Genomic DNA, 19,006 nt, shown 5'->3' on the forward strand with positions numbered 1-19,006 from the left:
CAGTCACTTCGCGGCAATCGAGAAGTTCGATGGGCGGAAGTCCATGTAATACTGGCTATAGGGCGTCCAGTTGATCGTCTTCTTCATGGCATAGCCCGTGACCGGATTGTACAGCATGGTCATCGGCATATCGTCCTGGAACGCGGTCAGCAGCTTGGCGAAAATGGCCTTGCGCTTGGCCTCATCGCTCTCCGCCTGCAGTTCCCGCGCGGCGGTGTTGAAAGCCTCGCTTGCCCCATAGAATTTCCAGCTCTTCTGGTTGTCCGTGTCCGGCCCCCAGAGGGCGAGAATTGAACCGGTCGGATCCGGCACACGATAGGTGTTCGACCAGGCGAAGACCTGCGCGCCAGGCTTGCGCACCTCGTTGAAGCTCTCCACGAAATCGATCCGGGCATTGATGCCCACGGCGCGCCACATCTCCTGGATGATCTGCGCCGCCTCGACGTTATAGAGATAGTAATTCGGGATCAGGCGATAGGAAATTTCCTGCCCCTTGTAGGAGCTTTCCCCGACGAGCTTCTTGGCGAGTTCGGGATTATAGTCGTAACCGGGGTTATCCTTGACATAAAGCGGTCCGAAACTTGGCAGCTGATGTCCGTTCGGCGCGTAAGTCTCGCCCTTCCACAAGGCATCGATGAGCGCCTTGCGGTCGATTGCAAGGCTCATCGCATGGCGCAGCTTCTTGTCCGAGAGCACGGGGTCGTTCGTGTTGAACTGAAGCACGTGGCTGTTTTCGAGCGGCTCGGTCTTCAGCACGATGTCATTGTACTTCTTGAGGCTGTCCCACTGATCAGGCGGGATCTCGACAGCAATGTCGAAGTCCCCGGCAACAAGGCCGGCAACGCGCGCCGCGACTTCGGGCACGGAGCGGAAGGTGATCGACTTTGCGGCGGGCGCCCCCTCGTAATACTCATCAAAGGCGACGAGCTTGATGCGATCGTTTCTCTGATACTCCGAGAACTTGTAGGGACCAGTGCCGACCGGCTTCCAGCGCAGTGCCTTCGCCGCCTCGTCCATCCAGACCTTGGCCTCGACACCCTCCTTCTTGAAGGCGTTCCACGGCTCGTCGCAGATGATGAAGGACATGTAGCTCGACAGACGATGCGCGATGATCGGGTCATGCTGGGCGACGGTAAATCGCACGGTGAAATCGTCGAGCTTGTCCACTCCGGTAAAGTTGCCGAAATAGACGCGGCCATCGGGATAGTAGGGCTTCTCGCCCCATAGGCGATCCGGGGAGAAGGTCGCCAGCACGTCGTTGGCGTTGAAGGGGCTGCCGTCGTGGCATTGGACACCGCGCCTGAGCTTCACATCGAAGGTCGTCGGCGAGGTCCAGGACCAGCTCTCCGCCAGGCCCGGCACGAGATTGGCGCCGCCGTCGGCCGTCGGATGCGCGAAATCACGCCGGATGAGCGTGTCGAAGATCGAGTAATAGGCACGCACGTCCACATTGCCTGTGCGCTCACCCGGGTCGAGCGCGCGCGCCAGCTCATTGACAGCGACGGTCACATCCGGGCGTTCGGCCGCCGTCGCGGACAGGCTTGGCAGAACAGCGAGGACAGCGGCAAGAGCGGCCCAGGCTGTCGTGATGGAGAGCCTTGATTTCATCTGTATTCCTCCCATTCAACCGCCCCTATAGCGAGGCTTTTTGCATACTCGGCCTACGCCCATCGCGCGGCACATTCAGTCAGGTCTTTCCCGAAACATGCGCTGCAGCGTATCAACCTTGGCAAGCTTGGCGAGCGAGCGACCGTGGTCTGTCCGCGACAGCTCAAGGATCAGCGTGTTGCAAATCGCCATCGGCACCGAAAGCGAATGAAACTCGCCTTCATTGCCACGGGCCGCGACAAGCTGCGTGTCGCAGACCGGCATGCCGGCGTGACGGTCCGTCACGAGAAGTGTCGTCGCGCCGATGGTCTGGGCATAGCTCACCACGCGGGACGCGCCGGGGCTGGCGTGCCGGAAGACGAAGACCACGACGATGTCCTGCGCTGTCAGGCTCAGGAGCGCGTCCGCGGCCTGCCAGTCGGCATGGCCGACATGGCGCGCCCCATAGCCAGAGCGCACGAGCCTGCGCACAAAGATCTCGGCAAGACTGCTGGCATGACCCTCACCGAAGGCCAGGATGGTGTTGGCATCACGCAGCAAGCGCGCCGCGTGCACGATATCCGCGTCAGAGACCTGGGACGGCAGCGCGGCCAATGCACTGATCTCACCCTCGATCACGGACCCGAGCAGCGAATGCCCCTCCGCGCGCTTCAAGCGTCGCCGCACGCGCACCGACGCGTCGAGATCCGCCAGAATCGTATCCTGCAACGCTCCACGCATGTCCCGATAGGAAGAGAAGCCGAGCTTGCGGGCGAGCCGGCCCGCTGTCGAGGCATGAACGCCGGCTTTCGAGGCGACGAGATGGGCAGGCAAGAAGCTGCCCGCAGCCTTATCCGCGAGCAAGACATCGACCAGCCGTCGGTCCGCGTCCGACAGCTTGTCCTGCTGCGCTGCGATGATCTCCGCCAGGCTCATGGGCCCTCCCCTGACCGTGACGGTAGACGAAGTGCGTCGCGACATGCAAGTTTAATTGCGCGATGCATCTAGCCGCAATAAAAGTTGCATATACTAGCGATAGGTCAGGAGGGGGACAGTGATAGCAGCCCATAGCGTCGGGAACAGACATCCATGACAGAGATCGCCTCGCACCGCGGCGGTGCGCAATGCTGGCCGGAAAACAGCCGCCTCGCCTTTCACCAATCGGCCGTTCTGCCGGTCGAGTTCGTGGAGTTCGACATTCATCGCAGCAGCGATGGCGTGCTTGTGGTGCATCACGATCCAAAGCTCGGCCGGACGGCTGAGGGGACAGGCGCGATCGCGGACATGGGCTGGGACGCGCTGAGGCAGGTGCGGCTCATCGGCACCGATGACGAGACCATTCCAACCTTCGCGGAGGTTCTCGACATTCTCGGCCCAAGCCCGCTCAAGCTGCGGATCGAGTTGAAGAATCGCGCGGACGGCAGCCGCTATCCGGGCCTCGAGGCCGAAGTCGTGGCGGAGCTTGCCGCGCGCGGCCTCATGGCCCGCACGACGTTCACGTCCTTCGACCTCGATACCTTGAAGGAGTTGGCGGTCGCGGCGCCCGGACGGCCGCTGATCTTCCTCGTCAAAGAATCGTATTTCACCACGCACGGCCGCGATGTCCGCGCACTTGCGCGCAAGGCACGCGCCGCCGGCGTCGGCGAGATCGCCCTGCGTGTTTCCCAGATGCAGGACGACGATCTGGCGATCTGCGCGGAGGAAGGCGTTCGCTTCGGTGTTTTCGCCGCGCATGACGAGCCGGCGATCTCCCGGGCCTTCGCGGCCGGCGTGTCGGCTTTCACAACCGACCGCCCGGATCTCGCGATCGCGCTGCGGCCTTGAGCGACACTTTCAGATCAACGTCTCGTCCGTCGTGAAGGCGATGGTGAGCCAGCGCTGTGGCCCACCGCCGCCGAGACTGTCCCCGATCTCTCTGCGAATTTCATCGAGCGTGCCGATGGTGCCGACCGGAAAATCCTTAGGCACGACGATGTGGATTTCCACGAACAGCGCCCGCCCGATCTTCGCGACATAGCTCGAATAGGTGATGAACCCATTGCGCGCGACGACCTCCGCGACGATCTCCCTGACCTTCTCGTCGAGGCCCGCGGGCGCGATCTGAAAAATGCCGCCAAGCGCGTTCCGGATGATCTTGACCGGCACAAAGATGAGGCAAGCCGTCAGCGCCGCCAGGACAGACGGATCGATATAGGGAATGAAGGGCGAGAACCGTGTTCCCTCAATCACCAGCGCCGTCACAAAGGCGACGAGCAGCGCCAAGGTGATCAGGCCGGACATCAGCCAGCTCTGGGTGTCGATGCGGATGAATTCCGACCGCAGCTTCCTGTTCTTGCGATGCTCGACGAAAACCATGGTGAAGCAGGCGATGGCAACGATGACCGCGTAAACCAACGCCAGATCGAAGTTGAGCACCCGTCCGCCCGCCAGGATATCGCCGACAGCGTTCAAGAAGGCGTAGAAGCACAGCAGCATGAGAACGCCGCCGTTGAACGCCAGGACCATCGGCTCGATGTGCCAATAGCCGAACTGGAAACGCCGGCTTGTCTCGCGGCTGATGAGACGCATGGTACCGAGTGAGAGCAACGACATCGCCGCGTCGATAGCGGAAAAGACGCCATCGAACAGGATCGACATCGACCCGGACAGAAGGCCGAACAACACGCCGATCGACGCGACGACAAGCGTCACGACGATCGACATGCGCATGAGCCGCTGTTCGCCGGTCGTGTCGATTGGGCGCGTCATGGTCAGCCTTGTTTCGTCTCCCGTTGGAGATAGCATAGCGGCGGGGCGGTCGCACGCACGACAGCTTGACCTATGGCCGCTCCTCCGGCAGGAAGCAGCGGTCGAGGACGACGGGAGCCGCGCTCGAACCCTTCTGCGCCTGGAATTTGCACGATGGCGATCAAACTCGACCTGCGCGGCCTGAAATGCCCCCTGCCCGTTCTGCACACGCGCAAGGCTCTCCAGCGGCTTGCCATCGGCACCGAACTCATTGTCACCTGCACCGACCCCATGGCCGCGATCGACATTCCCCATCTCCTGCAGCAACAGGGCGATCGCCTGGTCTCGCAGGCACGTAAGGGAGACACGCTGATTTTCACGATCGAACGCCGTTGCCCTTAAGTCGGCTTCGGTTGACCGCTCTTCCTCCGAACTATCTGCCGAAACGCTGAGGCGCTTTACCCGGCAAGCCCCGCGAGCCGCTCGGCCTCGTCGCGATCGGCGGGCGTATTCACGTTGAAGAACGGATCCACCGGCACGGATGGCCATTCCACGACTGCGATGCGGTAGCGATCCGTGAACGCCGCCACGGCGCGAATTCCTTCGAGCGTCAAGGCATCGTGCAGCGCTGGCACGAGCGCGACCGGCCAGAGCGCTGTCGCGTGGTGGCTTCGACCATGCGACGCCGCGCAGGCGATATCGGCGCCGGCGCGCGCGCGCGCCTCATGCAGCCGTGTCACCAGATCATGGGGTAAGAAAGGCGTGTCGACCGTGCTGCTCACCATCCACGCCGCATCCGGATGGTTGGACGCGCACCAGGAGAGGCCGGCGAGAACACCCGCGAGCGGGCCGATCTGGCCCGGAACGGTATCCTTGACGATGTCGTAGCCAAAGCCGGTCGCTTGCGCGACATCGTCGCCGGCATTGACCGCCACCACGGCACATTGCGGGGCGAGGCGTTCCAGGACATGGGCGAGCAATGGCTTGCCGGCCACGACGAGTTGCGCCTTGTCGGTGCCCATCCGCCGACTGCGCCCGCCAGCAAGCACCAGCCCGGCGGTTGGAAGGGTTTCGCTGACGCCTGCCACCTAGACTGCTCCGGCGGACGACGGGGAAAGCGACCATTCCAGCTGCGAAAGGCTCCAGGCGACGAGGGCGTCCAGGAACGCCTTCCGCGCGCCAGCCTCCGTGGGGACATGGCCCGCATGATGCCACGGGCTGCCGAGAAAGGCCTCCCAGTCCGCGAGCCGGCTTGCCGGAACCGAGGTGACAAGGGGGGTGCCGTGGGTCAGGGTGGCGATAAACTCCGCGCGCAGCCCACCGCCATCGACCTCGGCCTTGCCAAATTTTGAGAGAATGACGAGGGCGGCGGAGGGAAGCGACCGGGCGGCGAGCGCCGCCGCTTCCGCGAGCGCCTGGCTGTCGAGGCGACAACCGGCCGAGGCGGCACCGAGGGGTTGCGAGATGCCGATGAGGCGGCCGCTCGCCAAATCCTCCGCGACCATCCGCGCTGGAACCTGCGCGCCATCGCCGGGACGATTGTGCTGGACGAGCCCGGCGAGAGAGACGCCCGCCTCCCTAAGGCGCGTCGCGAGCGCGGCGAGGATATCATCCGCGTCGCCGCGCTTTTCGTAGACGATCGCAGCGACCGGGAAAGCGGACCGCGTTGCTTCGTTCCTGTCCGACAACTCCGCGCTCCCTAACCACTCACCGTGGACCAGCCTATCGGCAACCACGATCAGAGGCCATCGGGCGTTTTGTCAGGCGGCGGCGCCGCTCGGCTTCACCGTCTGGATGACCTCGAAGCCCTCGAACTGGGGATGCCCGACATAAAGCGCGCCGCTCGAGCCTGCGCCCTTGTGAGCGAGCCGGAAGGCCTCCGACTTGGTCCAGGCTTCAAAATCGGCCTTGCTGCGCCAAATGGTGTGTGAGGAATAGAGTATATGATCCTCGCCGCGCGGACCGCGAAGAAGATGGAACTCCACGAATCCCGGGAGATCTTCCAGATGGGTTTCGCGCGACAGCCAGACATTCTCGAAAGCTTCCTCAGAGCCGAAGGCAACCTTGAAGCGGTTCATCGCGATAAACATGGGCTCAGTCCTTTATTGAAGAAAAGCTCTCCGCCGTTATGCGACGAAGAGCATGGCAGATCAGCCGGTGAGGGTCACCGGGACGAAAGGGCACGCCCTTCCATCCCCGGCATAGACCCGCGTTATTTGCTGGCGAAGCGTACCGTCAGCGCGAACTTGGCCGTCAAGCCCGGGCTCGCCTCGGTGTTCAGATATTGCGTGTACTGGCGATCGAAGAGGTTCTGGATCACCACGTCGCCGCGAATATCCTCGTTGTACTGGTAGGAGGCGAACAGATCGACCAGGCCATAGCCACCCTCGGGATTGGTGACGTTCTTCTTCGTCTTGTCGACCAATGTCAGGCGGGTGCCGACGGTCAGCTTGTCGTCGAAGAAACGGAAGCCGAGGGTCGAGGACACGCGATCCGGCGACACGCTGTTGAGCGGACCACCCGTGATCTCGTTCTTGCCATTCAAAATCGTGCCGGCCACGGTCATGAAGCCCCAGTTCCAGTCGTAGGCGGCTTCGACTTCAAGACCTGTGATCTTGGCGCGGGCGACGTTGACATACTGGTAGGAGTACATCGGCATGCAGAGCTGCGGCGCGCGGTTGCAGACGCTCGACGGCATGCCTGGAATGAAGGGCACCAGATAGGGCGAGCCGGTCTCTTCCATATCGATGTAGTCATCGATCTTGTTACGGAAGACATTGACCTTGGCGCGGAAGGTGTCGCCGTCCTTCAGGACGTCGTTGTACTTCACGTTGACGCCGGCCTCGAGGTTACGCGCCACTTCCGGCTTCAGATAAGGGTTGGGCAGAATGTTGAAGGCGGGGAACGGATGGGTGCCCGCGATCAAAGTCTCGGTGATCGACGGCGCGCGGTAGCCCTCCGCATAGGTGCCGTAGAGCTCGATGCCCTTCACCGGTGTCACGCCCAGCGTGAACTTCGGCGAAACGCGGCTGCCGTCAGACTCGTAGCCGCCGCCATTCAGCTTGTACTCGTCATAGCGCAAAGCACCGAGCACACGCAGCCAATCGCTGTACTTCACTTCATCCTGGATGAACGCGCCCGTGAGGCGGCGATTGCCGGAGGGCGTCAACGCCGACACGTAGCCGCCCGCGTTGTCGACGGTCTTCACGCGGTCCCACGAACTATCAAAACCGTAGGTCAACGCATGGTCGAGCGGGCCGGTCGAGAACCGCGACGTGTTATTGATGTCAAAGCCATGGGTCCGGATGCGGTCAGACAGCTTGTCCCCGTTTATCACGCCGAGTGAAGCATAGGTCGAACTCGGCGAGATCGTCGTCTGCTGCAGTTTGGTCTCTGTGTAGTAGCCCTTGATGCTGAGATCGAGCCACGGCACGTCCGGACGACTGAATGTATAACCGAGGGTGTAGGTCCCGGTCTCGACCTCGTTTCGCCAGCGCGTGCCCGCGCCGCTCGTGCCATTGTTGGTATAGTCATAGTCCTGGCGCAGAGCCGTAGCGCTGATCTGGTGCCCGTCAGCTGGCCGAATGTTAAACTTCATCAGGCCCGCGACCAGCTCGCTGCCGGTATCGGAGACCTTGTCGCCGTTGCCGTCCTTGTAGGTGTTGGTGTTGCGGTAGACGAACTGGCCGAACAGGTCGGCATTCGTGCCGAGGCGCACCGCACCCGACGTGCTGTTGAGGAAGCCCGCCCCGTTCGTGCCAACGCCGATCTTCTGCTCCATGCCGAATTTTTCGTCGGGCTTCAGGAGGTCATCGATGGACCGGGTGCGGAACGAGGCGACACCGCCGATGGCACCCGATCCGTAGATCGTCGAAACCGGGCCGCGCACCACGTCGATCTGACCAACGAGTTCTGGATCGAGATAGAACGTGCCGTTGGAATTGTGCCCGGAAATCTGGAAGTTCTGGCGCGCGCCATCCACCAGAACGTTCACGCGGCCAAAGTCCTGCATGCCGCGGATGTTGATCGATTGGCCGGGATCGTTCACCGCCATCGGCGCAACGACGCCGGGCACGCCGATGAGCGCGTCCGAAATCGTCGATGCCTGGAAGCGGTCCATGTCCGTGCGTGTGACGACGCTGGCGCCCGCCAGCGTATCGACCACCGTTTCAACCGTCTTCGTTGCCGTGATGGTGATCGCATCGAGCGTGATCACATCTTCCGGCGCGCTCATCGACGTCACCGGCTGATTCGCTGGCGACTGGGCTTGCGCCGCCGTTATGGCCGAGAGGGATACGAAAGCCAAAGCCTGCAGCCTGGTCGCACGAAACATCGCAACGTCCTTAAAGTACGAGTTTTTTGTGCTGGCTGGCGAGGTCCCGCGTGGCAGACCTGGAGGCTGGCTGGCGTCAGATAATCGAATGCGTGATGCACGCGACGTTTGCGTTTCGTAAATACCTATTTTAGAGGTGTCAATATTGGCGTTAAGTTCAGTTTAATCTTTTTCTAAACTGAGACTTGAGCGCTGCCCGACATTAGTTTCACATTTGAATAGTTCAAATATGATGAGCTCGCACGAAACGTCTCCGCCAGTACCGCCCGCCTCCGCAAAACGTCCCGCGGATCAGCCGATCGTGAACGCCCAACAGCTCTTCGGCGACAAGCGCGAGCTGGTCATCGTGCATAATGGCGAGCGCTATCGCCTGCGCATCACCGCCAACGACAAACTGATCCTGACAAAATGATCGATATCATCGCTCGGCCCCTATCCCGGCGCTCCCTGTTGCAGGTTGCCGGATTATCCGCGGCGATCATCGCCGTAGGATCGACGGGCGTCATCGCGCAGGACGCATCGCCAAAACGTATCGTCGCCGTTGGCGGCGCCGTGACGGAAATTCTCTACGCGCTCGGAGCCGCGGAGCGGATCGTGGGGATCGACACCACGAGCCTCTACCCTCCGTCCGCGCTGAAGGACAAGCCGAACGTCGGCTACATGCGCCAGTTGTCAGCGGAAGGCGTGTTGTCGTTGTCGCCGGATATCGTGCTCGTCTCGGCCGGCTCCGGGCCACCTCCGGCCCTCAAGCTGCTCGAAGAGGCCGGCGTTCGCCTGGTAACGATCCCCGATACGCCGACCGCCGCCGGCGTCGTCGAGAAGATCCGCGCCATCGGCCGCGCGGTCGGCCTGGAGGACAAGGCGGCCGCTTTGGCGGCCGATGTCGAGAAGCGCTTCGCCGCCGTCGCCAAGGCAAGGGAAACGGTGTCCAAGCCCGTCAAGGTCCTCTTCGTCCTCGCCATGCAGAGCGGCCGGCCGCTCGTCGCGGGCACCGGCACGGCGGCCGACGGCATGATCGCCCTGGCCGGTGCGACGAATATCGGTGCGGGCTTCAGCGGCTACAAGGCGATGACCGACGAGGCCATCATCACGGCCGCACCGGACATCGTCGTGATGATGGCACGCGAGGGCCTGCACGCCGATCCCGATACCGTGTTTGCCAACGCAGCGCTTTCCGCAACCCCCGCGGGTGCCGGGCGACGTCTCGTGACGGCCGACGGTCATTGGCTGCTCGGCTTCGGGCCCCGTTCGCCCGAGGCGGTCGCCTATCTGATGCAGGCCTTTTTTCCGGACCTGCCACAGGTTAGGGCGCTCTCAGCGAGCGAACATCTGCCTGCCGAGGCCGGGAAGTAGCCCCCCGGCGGTGAAGCCAGAGCGCCGCGGCCCAGGGGCGAGGCAGGCGGGGTCGCGAGGCCAGGGAACTTTCGAGCGGTGGCGGGGTCATGATTTCGAAATTCGCGAGGGTTTGATAGAGCCCTTGGGCGAACCTCGGAATCGAAAGCGCTTCCCAGAGACCGAGTTGTCCGTGTCCTTTTGCTTCTGAATATCGCTCCATCACTGATAGTGCGAAATCGCGAACTTCCGCAGCGGAAGGATGCTAGGCCAATGGCGAGACGATGGATTTTCGGCCGATGAGCACACCGCCCATGCGTGCTTTCGCCGACAATGGCGGCGGGACGCTCGTGGCCGCCCTTCAGCGGCGGCGCCAACGAACGGCTTTCGTCTTTGCCCTGCTCGTGCTGCTCGTCGCGGCAACCAGCATCGTGTCACTCGGCCTCGGCGCCGTCTCCATCCCGCCCAGCCGAACCTTCGCCGCGCTCTGGACCGGCCTGACCGGTTCACCCGCCGACGCGAACGCCGCGCGCGACAGCCTGGTTATCCTCAACATTCGCCTTCCACGGACCTTGCTCGGCCTGATGGTCGGCGCCTCGCTCGCCGTATGCGGAGCGTTGATGCAGGGATTGTTCCGCAATCCGCTGGCCGATCCCGGCCTCGTCGGGGTCTCGAGCGGCGCGGCGCTCGCCGCGGCCATCGTCATCGTTCTCGGCGAACGGTTCCTGCCCTATCTGCCCTTCGCGACATTGCCCTTCGTGGCGCTCCCGATCGCCGCCTTTCTTGGCGGCCTCCTGTTCACCTATGTGCTCTACGTCCTCTCCTCCGGCTCGGGTCGAACCTCCGTCGCCACGCTGCTGCTCGCGGGCGTTGCCCTTGGCGCCATGGCCGGGGCGGTCACCGGGCTCCTGACCTTCCTGAGCAATGACCAGCAGCTGCGAGACCTGACCTTCTGGTCCCTCGGCAGCCTGGGTGGCGCGACATGGACGAAGGTTACGACGATCCTGCCCGCCTTCATCCCGCTGGCGATCGCGCTCCCGTTCCTCGGACGAAGCCTCAACGCGCTTTCGCTGGGCGAGGCTGAAGCCTTCCACCTGGGGCTGCCGGTGGAGCGCATCAAGCGCATCGTGATCGTCGTCGTGGCTCTGGCCGTCGGCGCGGCGGTCGCCTCGGCCGGGGTCATCGGCTTCGTCGGCATCGTGGTGCCACATTTGCTGCGGCTCGCGATCGGCGCCAACCACAAGGTGCTCCTGCCCGCAAGCGCGCTCCTGGGAGCCGCATTGCTACTCGCTTCGGACATTCTCGCGCGTCTTATCGTCTCCCCGGCCGAACTGCCCATCGGCATCCTGACCGCCGCGATCGGCGCGCCGTTCTTTCTGTGGCTGCTGCTCGCCCGCCGGAAAATGGTCACATGAGCCCGCTCGTCGAAGCCAGGGGCGTCGGATTCACGACGCGCCGCACCACGATCCTGCACGATGTCTCGCTCGCGCTGCAGCCCGGACGCATCACCGTCGTGCTCGGCCCGAACGGCGCTGGCAAGTCCACGCTTCTCCGTCTCCTCGTCGGAGAACTTCGGCCTTCCACCGGCATCATCACCTATGATGGCATCGCCATGGGCGATCTGCCGCACTGGAAGCTGGCCGCCAAGCGCGCCGTTCTGCCGCAATCGGGCAGCCTCGCCTTCCCCTTCACCGCATACGAGGTCGTCGCGCTTGGTCTCGACGGCGCCGGTCGCTCCATCACGGGCCGGGCCGCAGAGGCCAAGGTGGTTGCGGCGCTTCATCAGGCCGATGTGGCGCATCTGGCCGAACGGCAGTTTCCCACGCTGTCGGGGGGAGAACAGCAGCGTGTCCAGTTCGCGCGGGTATTATGCCAGCTGGAGGCTGGGCGAGCGCACGAGCCGCGCCAGATGCTGTTTCTTGACGAACCCGTCTCCAGCCTCGATCTCGAGCATCAGATCGCCGTTCTGGACATCGCACGACACCTCGCCGCCGACGGGACCGGAGTCTTCGCGATCCTCCACGACCTCAATCTCGCCGCCGCCTATGCGGATGAACTGATCGTGCTGCAATCCGGGCGCCAGGTGGCTCGCGGAACACCAGCCGATGTCCTTACGGATCGCCTGCTTGCCGAGACATTTGGGGTCAACCTCGCCATTCGCGCCGTCCCGGCCGCGCCGATGCCCTTCGTCCTTCCCCAGGCGCGCCATCACACCTCCGAATGACATCGCGCGTCGACCAGTGGTTTCCTCGCGGCTCACCGAAAGAGGCTGTCGCCATTGCCTCATCCTCGTCGTATTCTGGGATCAGAGATCCCTTTCAGCTTTTTTATAATAGCTCCAGTGTATGGCACCCGACTTTTCCCGAATGACGAATGGTAATTATATACCGTAATTTTTCCACAGGCGGGTGTTAAGAATGTTCCTCACAGGCAAATTGCGGGGAAACCGGATATTTTTTATCGCAACTGGCCAAAAAACTGCTATTTGCCAAGCATGTTGCGACAACGAGCTCTGTCGCCGCGTTTGCCCTCCGCTCCCCCGGCGGGCGACGGGCCGGAGTCGTAGGCTATGCCTACGAGGCGCCGGAAGCTCCCCCCTTCCGGCGCCAATCCTTTTTCAGGGCGGAAACTGAGCCGATCCGCCGTTTAAGTGTAGAAAAGCTACGCTCTCTTATCGGGTACACGCTCCTCGCGGGCGTGGGCCGTTAAGGCCGCTCCCATCCCGGGAGACCTTGGCACATTTAGACATGCGACGGCTTTATGGCGCGCGGCCATTACCCACGAGCCGTCCAGCCTGCCATGGACATGCGGCACCCAGGCCCTTCCAAAGCTTACCGACCAGTGTAGGCAAGTTCGCGGGCGGACAAAGCCCCCATCCCTATCCCCAGGCGGCGGATTGGCTCGCCCTAGTGGGGAGTATGGATCGGGTCGGCGACGGGCTCACCGCGCATCCTCTCATCACCGTTCCACCGGCGGATGAGCTCGTCCATGTCATCGGCGACGGTGAGAATATCAGGGGCGTGGATGCTGGCGCTGTCGAGATAGACGTTGCAGCCGCCATGGGATATCGGCCGAACCATGAGGATATGGTCCGCGTTGATCAGGACACGATGACCAGAGGCCTTTTCCGTGACGGAAATGATGGTTGCCATGCGCTCCTCCAAAAGTTTGTCGTTTCTATGCAATGCCTCATTTTACCACACTGTTCCCTGAAAAAGATAAGGAATCTCAATTACTGCGCGGATAGCGTGTATCATGCACAGGATGCAAGGCTACGTCGGGCGGAGGAGGCCGAACGCTGGCTTGGCGGCTCGTAGATTGATTCATGTTTCGAGCCCATACCCTTGTAATATAGAGAATTTTTCCGAAAAGGGCGGGCTGGCTGCGGCAACCCCTGCGCGAGATATTGGCGCGGAAACGCGGACTGCCATGTCGAAACGGGCCGTATGTGACGCATGGGACGAGAACGATCCAGGTTGATCGTGTCGGCTACGGGAGCGCGTCGTATCGAGGGCCCCGGCGCGACCCCGGGTGCTTGCCCGATGCGCACAGATCTCCCTCACCGATCGCGCCTTCATGAACCCGACCTACAAAAAAGCCCACTGCGGGCAGACCTCGCAGCGGGCTCTGTCGTGTGTCCCGGCTGGGGCGGGCGCTTCAACTCACTTGAGACTGCTCTTGACGAAAGCAGCGAGTTCTGGGGTCTTGGGCGATGCGAACAACTCCTCCGAGGGGCCCATCTCCCAAACCTTGCCCTGGTGCATGAAGACGGTGATGTCGGCGACGCTCCGCGCGAAATTCATTTCATGCGTCACGAGCAGCATCGTCATGCCGCCGCGCGCCAGTTCCTCCATGACGATCAGCACTTCGCCGGTGAGCTCGGGATCGAGCGCCGAAGTCACCTCGTCGAACAGCATGACCTTCGGCTGCATGGCGAGCGAACGGGCTATCGCGACGCGCTGCTGCTGGCCACCGGACAGATTGTCGGGATAAACGTCGAACTTCTCCGACAGACCGACCTGGGCCAGAACCTTTTCGGCCTGCGCCTTGGCCGCTTCCTTCGCCACGCCCTTCGTGATGCGCGGCGCCAGCATGATGTTCTGGCCCACCGTCAGATGAGGGAAGAGGTTGTAGCTCTGGAAGACGATACCGACGTCCTTACGCAGTTCGCGCAGCTTCTCGTCGGTATAGGTCACCGTGTGGCCGACCACCTCGATGCGCCCGGACTGGATCGTCTCCAGCCCATTGATGCAACGCAGCAGCGTCGATTTGCCGGAACCGCTGCGGCCGATGATGGCGACAACCTGTCCAGCCTCGACCGCCAGCGAAACTCCCTTCAGGACCTCGAGTTTCCCGAAGCTCTTATGGACGTTTTCAATTTGTACGGCCGACATGGAGCACCTTTTCAAGATGTTTGCTGAGACGCGACAGCGGGAAGCAGATCAGGAAGTAGATCACCGCCACCGAGCCAAAGACCTGAAACGGCTGGAACGTCGCGTTGTTGATGAGCTGGCCAGCGCGTGCCAGATCGACGAAGCCGACCACCGACACGATGGACGTGTTCTTGACCAGCTGCACGAGAAACCCGACCGTCGGAGGCACCGAGATCCGAAGCGCCTGAGGCAGGATCACGTAGCGGTACTGCTGGCCCCGCGTCATGGCGAGCGACGAGGACGCTTCCCACTGCTGGAAAGGCACGGCCTCGATCGATCCGCGCCAGATCTCGGCGAGATAGGCGCTGACATAGATGCCGAGCGAGAGCGAGGCCGCAATCAGCGGTGGAATGTCGAAACCCGCCAGCGACAGCCCGTAGTAGGACAGGAACAGCACCATCAGCACGGGGACAGACTGGATCACGAGGATATAGACCGCCGCGATCCGGCGCAGGAGACTGTTCTGCGCCAGGCGCATGATCGCGAATGCACCGCCGACGATGCTGCCGAAGAAGAACGCGATGACCGTGAGCACCAATGTCCAGCCGGTCGCCCGGACGAGGAACATGAATTCGGGCCAGCCAAAGGACTCGATCATGCCGCTTCTCCCTTCACCTGCACACGGGAGAGCCCGGACACGCGCGGGAAGATAAGCCGCCCGAGGCCGAGCAGGCCGACTTTCAGGGTCAGCGCGAGCACGAGATAAAGAAGCGTCGCGACGATGTAGCTTTCGAAGCTGCGGAAGGTGCGCTGCTCGATGATGGCGGTCACGCCAGAGAGTTCCTGCACCGAGATGAAGGAGCAGATCGAGGAGGCGAGCAGCATCAGCACGAACTGGCTGGAAAGCGCCGGCCAGACCTTGGCGATCGCCGGCACGATGATGACGTGCTGGAAAATCTGGCGCTTGGTCATAGCAAGCGAAAGGCCCGCCTCGATCTGCGAGCGGTGAATCGAATCGACGCCGGCGCGGATGATCTCGGTGGAGTAGGCCGCGAGATTGAGCGTCATGGCGAGCAGCGCGGCCTGATCGGCCGTGAGGCGCAGGCCAATGGACGGCAGGCCGAAGAAAATGATGAAGAGCTGCACCAGGAAGGGGGTGTTGCGCAGCAGTTCGACATAGATGTCGACGAGGGTGCCGACCCAGCGAGGGCCATTGGCGCGCAGCGCCGAGAACAAGATCGCGAGGATCGACCCGAGAACTATTGCGCCGACTGACAAATAGATCGTCAGCAGGATGCCCTGCATGATGAAGCCGGATTCGGCCAGAACGCTGTTGAATTGGAATTGATACTGCATCGTTTCGCCACTGGCCTCTCGTCATCAACGCGCGCAGTGCGGGCGACAGGCGGCCATGTCGGACGGACGCCTGTCGGCTGGAGTGCCCCCTAGAACTGAAGCAGCTCCAGGGAAATCTTAGTCGATGGCAGTGGTGTTAGAACACCGGCAGCTCCGGCAGCGGCGTGCCGACCCACTTGCGGGAAACCGCGTCGAGCTCGCCGTTCAGCTTGATGTAATAGATGACATTGTTGAGCCAGTCACGCAGGTCGGTCTGGTCCTTGCGCACGGTCATCGAGTTCGGCTGCCGGGCGAAGATGAACTTCTGCTCGTAGTCTGTGACATTGCGCGCCTTCATGGCCGCATTGGCCTGGGCATCCGGGCCGGCGATGGCATCGACCTGGCCGGTGAACAGCGCCATCATGACGGTCGCGTCGTCCTCGAAGCGCATGATCTGGAGGTTCAGGTCCTTCTCACGGCTCGTCAGCTCATGCTCGACGCTCGAGCCGCGATTGACGCCGACCTTCTTGCCCTTCAGGTCTTCCCACTTGGTGATGTTGGCGTTCTTGTGCGCGTAGATGCCGGGCTGGAACATGCTGTAGGGGATCGTGAACAGCACCGAGCGGGCGCGTTCCGGCGTCGGGGCGAGCGTCGCGACGAGGAAGTCGACCTTGCCCGATTCAAGCGCCGGGATACGCGACGGCGGGGTGAGTTGCACGATCTCGACAGGCACGCCGAGATACTTGCCGATGAGCGCCGTGACGTCGGCATCGTAGCCGACCGCGTTGCCCTGGGCATCGACGGAGCCGTAGGGCGGAGCGCCGATGAGCACGCCGATGCGCGCCTTGCCGCGCTTCACGATGTCCTGAACGGTCTGCGCGGAGGCCTGGCTCGTCGCGCCAACCGCCGCGACACCGAGTGCGAGCGCTGCGATCGCATATTTGAAGGTCTTGAATGACAACATAAATTCTCTCCCTGTGCGCGGATGATCCGCGTCGTTCGTCAACCTGGGTTCTTCGTTGGATCCCGGGGGATGCGTCCCGAACCTGTCGATCAGCTTCCTCCCCCCTCACGCACGACATTTGTGCAGGGCCGCCCGGCTACGCGGCTCAGAACATTGTCGGCAATGGTCTTTTGTCTCCGGCGAATGGTCCCGCTTGTCCAGCCGGACATATGCGGGGTCATCACGACGTTCGGCAATTCATGAAAAGGTAGAATTGACGGCAGCACCGCGGGCTTATCCGATGTGGGATAGACATACCACGTATCGATGACCGCGCCGGCGATCTTGTTGTCCCGCAAAGCCTCGTATAGCGCCTTCTCGTCGATCGTCGGGCCGCGTCCAACATTGAAGACGACAGCAGAAGAACGCATCGCATCGAAGGCATCCTTGCCGACAATTCCTGTGGTTTCGGCGGTCAGCGGTACCGACACCACGATGAAGTCGGCCGATCCCCAGAAATCGTCTAGCCGGTCGAGGGTGAAGGACCTGTCCACCGACGCCGAGGTCGGCACAGGCGAGCGATTGGCGACGTTGACCTTCATTTCGAAGGCCTTCGCACGTGCGGCAATCGCCTTGCCGATATGACCAAAGCCGAGGAGGCCGATGGTCTTCTCCGCCAGTTCGTCATGAACGCGCTCCGGCGCGCCCGCCCAGTAGGACCAGTCCTTGTTGCGGAGCTTAGCATCGGCGTCAGCGAGCGGAACATGACGGGCGAGAATTCCCGCCATCACATATTCGGCAATGGCTTGCTCATGGCCGAAACAGTTGCAGACAGTGGCCGAGGCCGGCAACAGCGCAAGATCGACCGCATCGTAACCCGCTCCGGGCACATGGAAGAGCCGCAAGCCTTCAGGGCGCGGCAGCGAACTGTTGTAACGCGTTCCCACCACGACCTCCGCGGCCGCATAAGCGGCGCGCTCGGCCTCGCTCGCGAGGACATCGGGAAGGACAGTGATGTCAGCCGTCCCGACGAGATCAGCGAAACCGTGGCTGAAGGATGCGGCGTTTTCACCATGAAAGACTATGCGCATGACCAGGATCCGAACTTGGGGCAGATGACGGGGACGCGCCCTGCTGCCCCTTTTGTGGGCTCATCGGGTTGAGTGAGGAGCAATGAAGGGTGCGAGGTTGCAGTCGAGCAGGGAAGGATCAACCTCCCGCTCCATGATGTCGAACATGCTGTCGACGAAATCCATCAGGGCATCGGAGGCGGAGACCGCCCGCTCGACCTGCCGGCTCGCCACCGCATCCAGAATGGCGAGATGGCTGTCGATGGTCGCGTTGAGGTTTTCGTCCGAGGCGATCACATTGTGGAAGATCCAGCCGATCCGCCTGAACAACGTGTGCAGCGGACGCAGGGTATGTTCCAGGAACGGCTCCCCCGCCGCCGTCAGAATCAGTTGATCGATGCGCCGGTCGAAGGTGTTGAACTCGCCAAGCGTCAGGGTGTCGCGATGCTCCCGGAGCGCACGCGCGAGATGCAGCAACTGATTGCGATGGGAAGGTCCCGACTTTTCGGTGGCGAGCCTGATGACGAAGCGCTCGAGATCACGACGCAGCCTCAGCAGCACACGTTCACGGGCGAGATCGATCGGAGCGATCTGCACGCCATGACGCGGCCGCACGATAACCAGCGTATCCGCCGCCAGGCGACTGACCGCCTGATGAACCGGCGTGCGCCCGAAGCCACTGATATCCTGGAGATCCTGGATGGCCAGGAAACGCCCGGGCTTCAGCTCACAATTGACGATGAGATCCTCAAGTCGCTCATAGGCAAGGTCGAACAAGTTGACCCGGTTGCGGCGGCGCGGCGCAGCAGGCTCGGCAGCTTCGGCGACCGTGAGCGTGGACTGGCTGCGTGTCTGCGCCATCAAGCGTTTCCCTATTCTCCCCTGCCGCGAGAAAGCGGCTGGAGCCCTCATTGAGCTTGCACGACCACTTGCCGGAAGCCCCCCCCGGCAGACATGCGGTCGGAACGGGCGTTATTCGTCCCCGTTGCAACCGCATTTTAAAACATGTTGTAATATTTTACAAACGGAAATATAACCATGACCGACGTGGTTCGATCGGGCGCGAGGCTGTGGCGGCTATGGCCTCAGCCCTGAGGGGCCTGGCACCTGCCACGGCATGGCGCGATCATCGGCAATGTGTCAATGCGTTTCCAATACAGCCCTTTCAAATCCGAGCGCGCTGGCCCGAGCGTCCAGAGCGCCCATGAGGCCGCGGCTGATCCCGTTGGCATGGACTACGGCAGCGCCGCGCGCGCCCTGCATCGAATGCCACCGAGCATCACCCTTACGATCCGCGGCCTAACGT

20 protein-coding genes are annotated in these 19,006 nt (G+C 62.5%); 6 read left to right on the top strand and 14 right to left on the bottom strand.

Translation table 11 applies throughout. The annotated features are described in order from the left end of the window. Positions 1–3: 3 nt before the first annotated feature. A complete protein-coding gene (locus tag KIO74_RS07800) occupies positions 4–1,608 on the bottom strand; it encodes an ABC transporter substrate-binding protein (protein WP_213331471.1) in 1,605 nt (534 codons plus the stop codon). 75 nt (positions 1,609–1,683) lie between these two features. Beyond that, positions 1,684–2,523 (bottom strand): MurR/RpiR family transcriptional regulator, encoded by an 840-nt coding sequence (locus KIO74_RS07805; RefSeq protein ID WP_213331472.1) that lies wholly within the window; start codon positions 2,521–2,523, stop codon positions 1,684–1,686. 153 nt (positions 2,524–2,676) lie between these two features. Here KIO74_RS07805 and KIO74_RS07810 point away from each other — a divergent pair, with 153 nt between their 5' ends. After that, complete coding sequence (locus KIO74_RS07810; protein WP_213331473.1) at positions 2,677–3,411, top strand: glycerophosphodiester phosphodiesterase family protein; 735 nt, start codon at positions 2,677–2,679, stop codon at positions 3,409–3,411. A gap of 9 nt (positions 3,412–3,420) precedes the next feature. Here KIO74_RS07810 and KIO74_RS07815 read toward each other — a convergent pair whose 3' ends face one another. After that, complete coding sequence (locus tag KIO74_RS07815) at positions 3,421–4,335, bottom strand: cation diffusion facilitator family transporter (RefSeq protein ID WP_213331474.1); 915 nt, start codon at positions 4,333–4,335, stop codon at positions 3,421–3,423. Between the two features lie 153 nt (positions 4,336–4,488). Here KIO74_RS07815 and KIO74_RS07820 point away from each other — a divergent pair, with 153 nt between their 5' ends. Next, complete coding sequence (locus KIO74_RS07820) at positions 4,489–4,716, top strand: sulfurtransferase TusA family protein (RefSeq protein ID WP_213331475.1); 228 nt, start codon at positions 4,489–4,491, stop codon at positions 4,714–4,716. A gap of 56 nt (positions 4,717–4,772) precedes the next feature. Here the strand turns inward: KIO74_RS07820 and mobA are convergent, their stop codons facing one another. From mobA to KIO74_RS07840, 4 genes are all read right to left on the bottom strand, one after another. Beyond that, complete coding sequence (gene mobA / locus KIO74_RS07825) at positions 4,773–5,402, bottom strand: molybdenum cofactor guanylyltransferase MobA (protein WP_213331476.1); 630 nt, start codon at positions 5,400–5,402, stop codon at positions 4,773–4,775. Next, positions 5,403–6,002 (bottom strand): DUF2478 domain-containing protein, encoded by a 600-nt coding sequence (locus KIO74_RS07830; protein WP_213331477.1) that lies wholly within the window; start codon positions 6,000–6,002, stop codon positions 5,403–5,405. A 72-nt stretch (positions 6,003–6,074) separates the two neighbouring features. After that, positions 6,075–6,404, bottom strand: coding sequence for a heme-degrading protein HmuQ (gene hmuQ, locus KIO74_RS07835; protein WP_213331478.1), 330 nt, complete (start codon positions 6,402–6,404; stop codon positions 6,075–6,077). A 122-nt stretch (positions 6,405–6,526) separates the two neighbouring features. Beyond that, positions 6,527–8,647 carry a TonB-dependent hemoglobin/transferrin/lactoferrin family receptor gene (locus KIO74_RS07840; protein WP_213331479.1) on the bottom strand — a complete coding sequence of 707 codons (2,121 nt, stop codon included), beginning with the start codon at positions 8,645–8,647 and terminating at the stop codon, positions 6,527–6,529. A 301-nt stretch (positions 8,648–8,948) separates the two neighbouring features. On the opposite strand from KIO74_RS07840, the gene hemP reads away from it, so the two are divergent. The 4 genes from hemP to KIO74_RS07860 all read left to right on the top strand — a co-directional run bounded on the left by hemP (position 8,949) and on the right by KIO74_RS07860 (position 12,203). Then, positions 8,949–9,059 (top strand): hemin uptake protein HemP, encoded by a 111-nt coding sequence (gene hemP / locus KIO74_RS32430; protein WP_245449853.1) that lies wholly within the window; start codon positions 8,949–8,951, stop codon positions 9,057–9,059. After that, entirely contained in the window at positions 9,056–10,000 is a 945-nt protein-coding gene (locus KIO74_RS07850; RefSeq protein WP_213331481.1) for a heme/hemin ABC transporter substrate-binding protein, read from the top strand. The genes hemP and KIO74_RS07850 overlap by 4 nt, the downstream gene beginning before the upstream one ends. A 278-nt stretch (positions 10,001–10,278) precedes the next feature. Beyond that, positions 10,279–11,394, top strand: a complete 1,116-nt coding sequence (locus KIO74_RS07855) for a FecCD family ABC transporter permease (RefSeq protein ID WP_213331482.1) — start codon at positions 10,279–10,281, stop codon at positions 11,392–11,394. Further along, positions 11,391–12,203, top strand: a complete 813-nt coding sequence (locus tag KIO74_RS07860) for a heme ABC transporter ATP-binding protein (protein ID WP_213331483.1) — start codon at positions 11,391–11,393, stop codon at positions 12,201–12,203. The genes KIO74_RS07855 and KIO74_RS07860 overlap by 4 nt, the downstream gene beginning before the upstream one ends. A 682-nt stretch (positions 12,204–12,885) precedes the next feature. Here the strand turns inward: KIO74_RS07860 and KIO74_RS07865 are convergent. From KIO74_RS07865 to KIO74_RS07895, 7 genes are all read right to left on the bottom strand, one after another. Continuing rightward, entirely contained in the window at positions 12,886–13,131 is a 246-nt protein-coding gene (locus KIO74_RS07865; protein ID WP_213331484.1) for a hypothetical protein, read from the bottom strand. 510 nt (positions 13,132–13,641) lie between these two features. Beyond that, positions 13,642–14,373, bottom strand: a complete 732-nt coding sequence (locus KIO74_RS07870; RefSeq protein ID WP_213331485.1) for an amino acid ABC transporter ATP-binding protein — start codon at positions 14,371–14,373, stop codon at positions 13,642–13,644. Then, positions 14,354–15,010: an amino acid ABC transporter permease gene (locus KIO74_RS07875; RefSeq protein WP_213331486.1), complete on the bottom strand. Its 657-nt coding sequence runs from the start codon at positions 15,008–15,010 to the stop codon at positions 14,354–14,356. The genes KIO74_RS07870 and KIO74_RS07875 overlap by 20 nt, the downstream gene beginning before the upstream one ends. Beyond that, positions 15,007–15,708, bottom strand: coding sequence for an amino acid ABC transporter permease (locus KIO74_RS07880; RefSeq protein ID WP_213331487.1), 702 nt, complete (start codon positions 15,706–15,708; stop codon positions 15,007–15,009). Before KIO74_RS07880 ends, KIO74_RS07875 begins: the two co-directional genes overlap by 4 nt. Before the next feature lie 136 nt (positions 15,709–15,844). Continuing rightward, positions 15,845–16,651: a transporter substrate-binding domain-containing protein gene (locus KIO74_RS07885; RefSeq protein WP_213331488.1), complete on the bottom strand. Its 807-nt coding sequence runs from the start codon at positions 16,649–16,651 to the stop codon at positions 15,845–15,847. Positions 16,652–16,740: 89 nt separating this feature from the next. Further along, the gene (locus tag KIO74_RS07890) at positions 16,741–17,721 is read right to left on the bottom strand and encodes a 2-hydroxyacid dehydrogenase (RefSeq protein ID WP_249730902.1); all 981 of its coding nucleotides are present in this window, start codon (positions 17,719–17,721) and stop codon (positions 16,741–16,743) included. Positions 17,722–17,781: 60 nt separating this feature from the next. Continuing rightward, complete coding sequence (locus tag KIO74_RS07895) at positions 17,782–18,561, bottom strand: GntR family transcriptional regulator (protein ID WP_213331489.1); 780 nt, start codon at positions 18,559–18,561, stop codon at positions 17,782–17,784. Between the last annotated feature and the right edge of the window lie 445 nt (positions 18,562–19,006).

Source organism: Chelatococcus sp. HY11, from assembly GCF_018398335.1.
Lineage (GTDB): Bacteria > Pseudomonadota > Alphaproteobacteria > Rhizobiales > Beijerinckiaceae > Chelatococcus.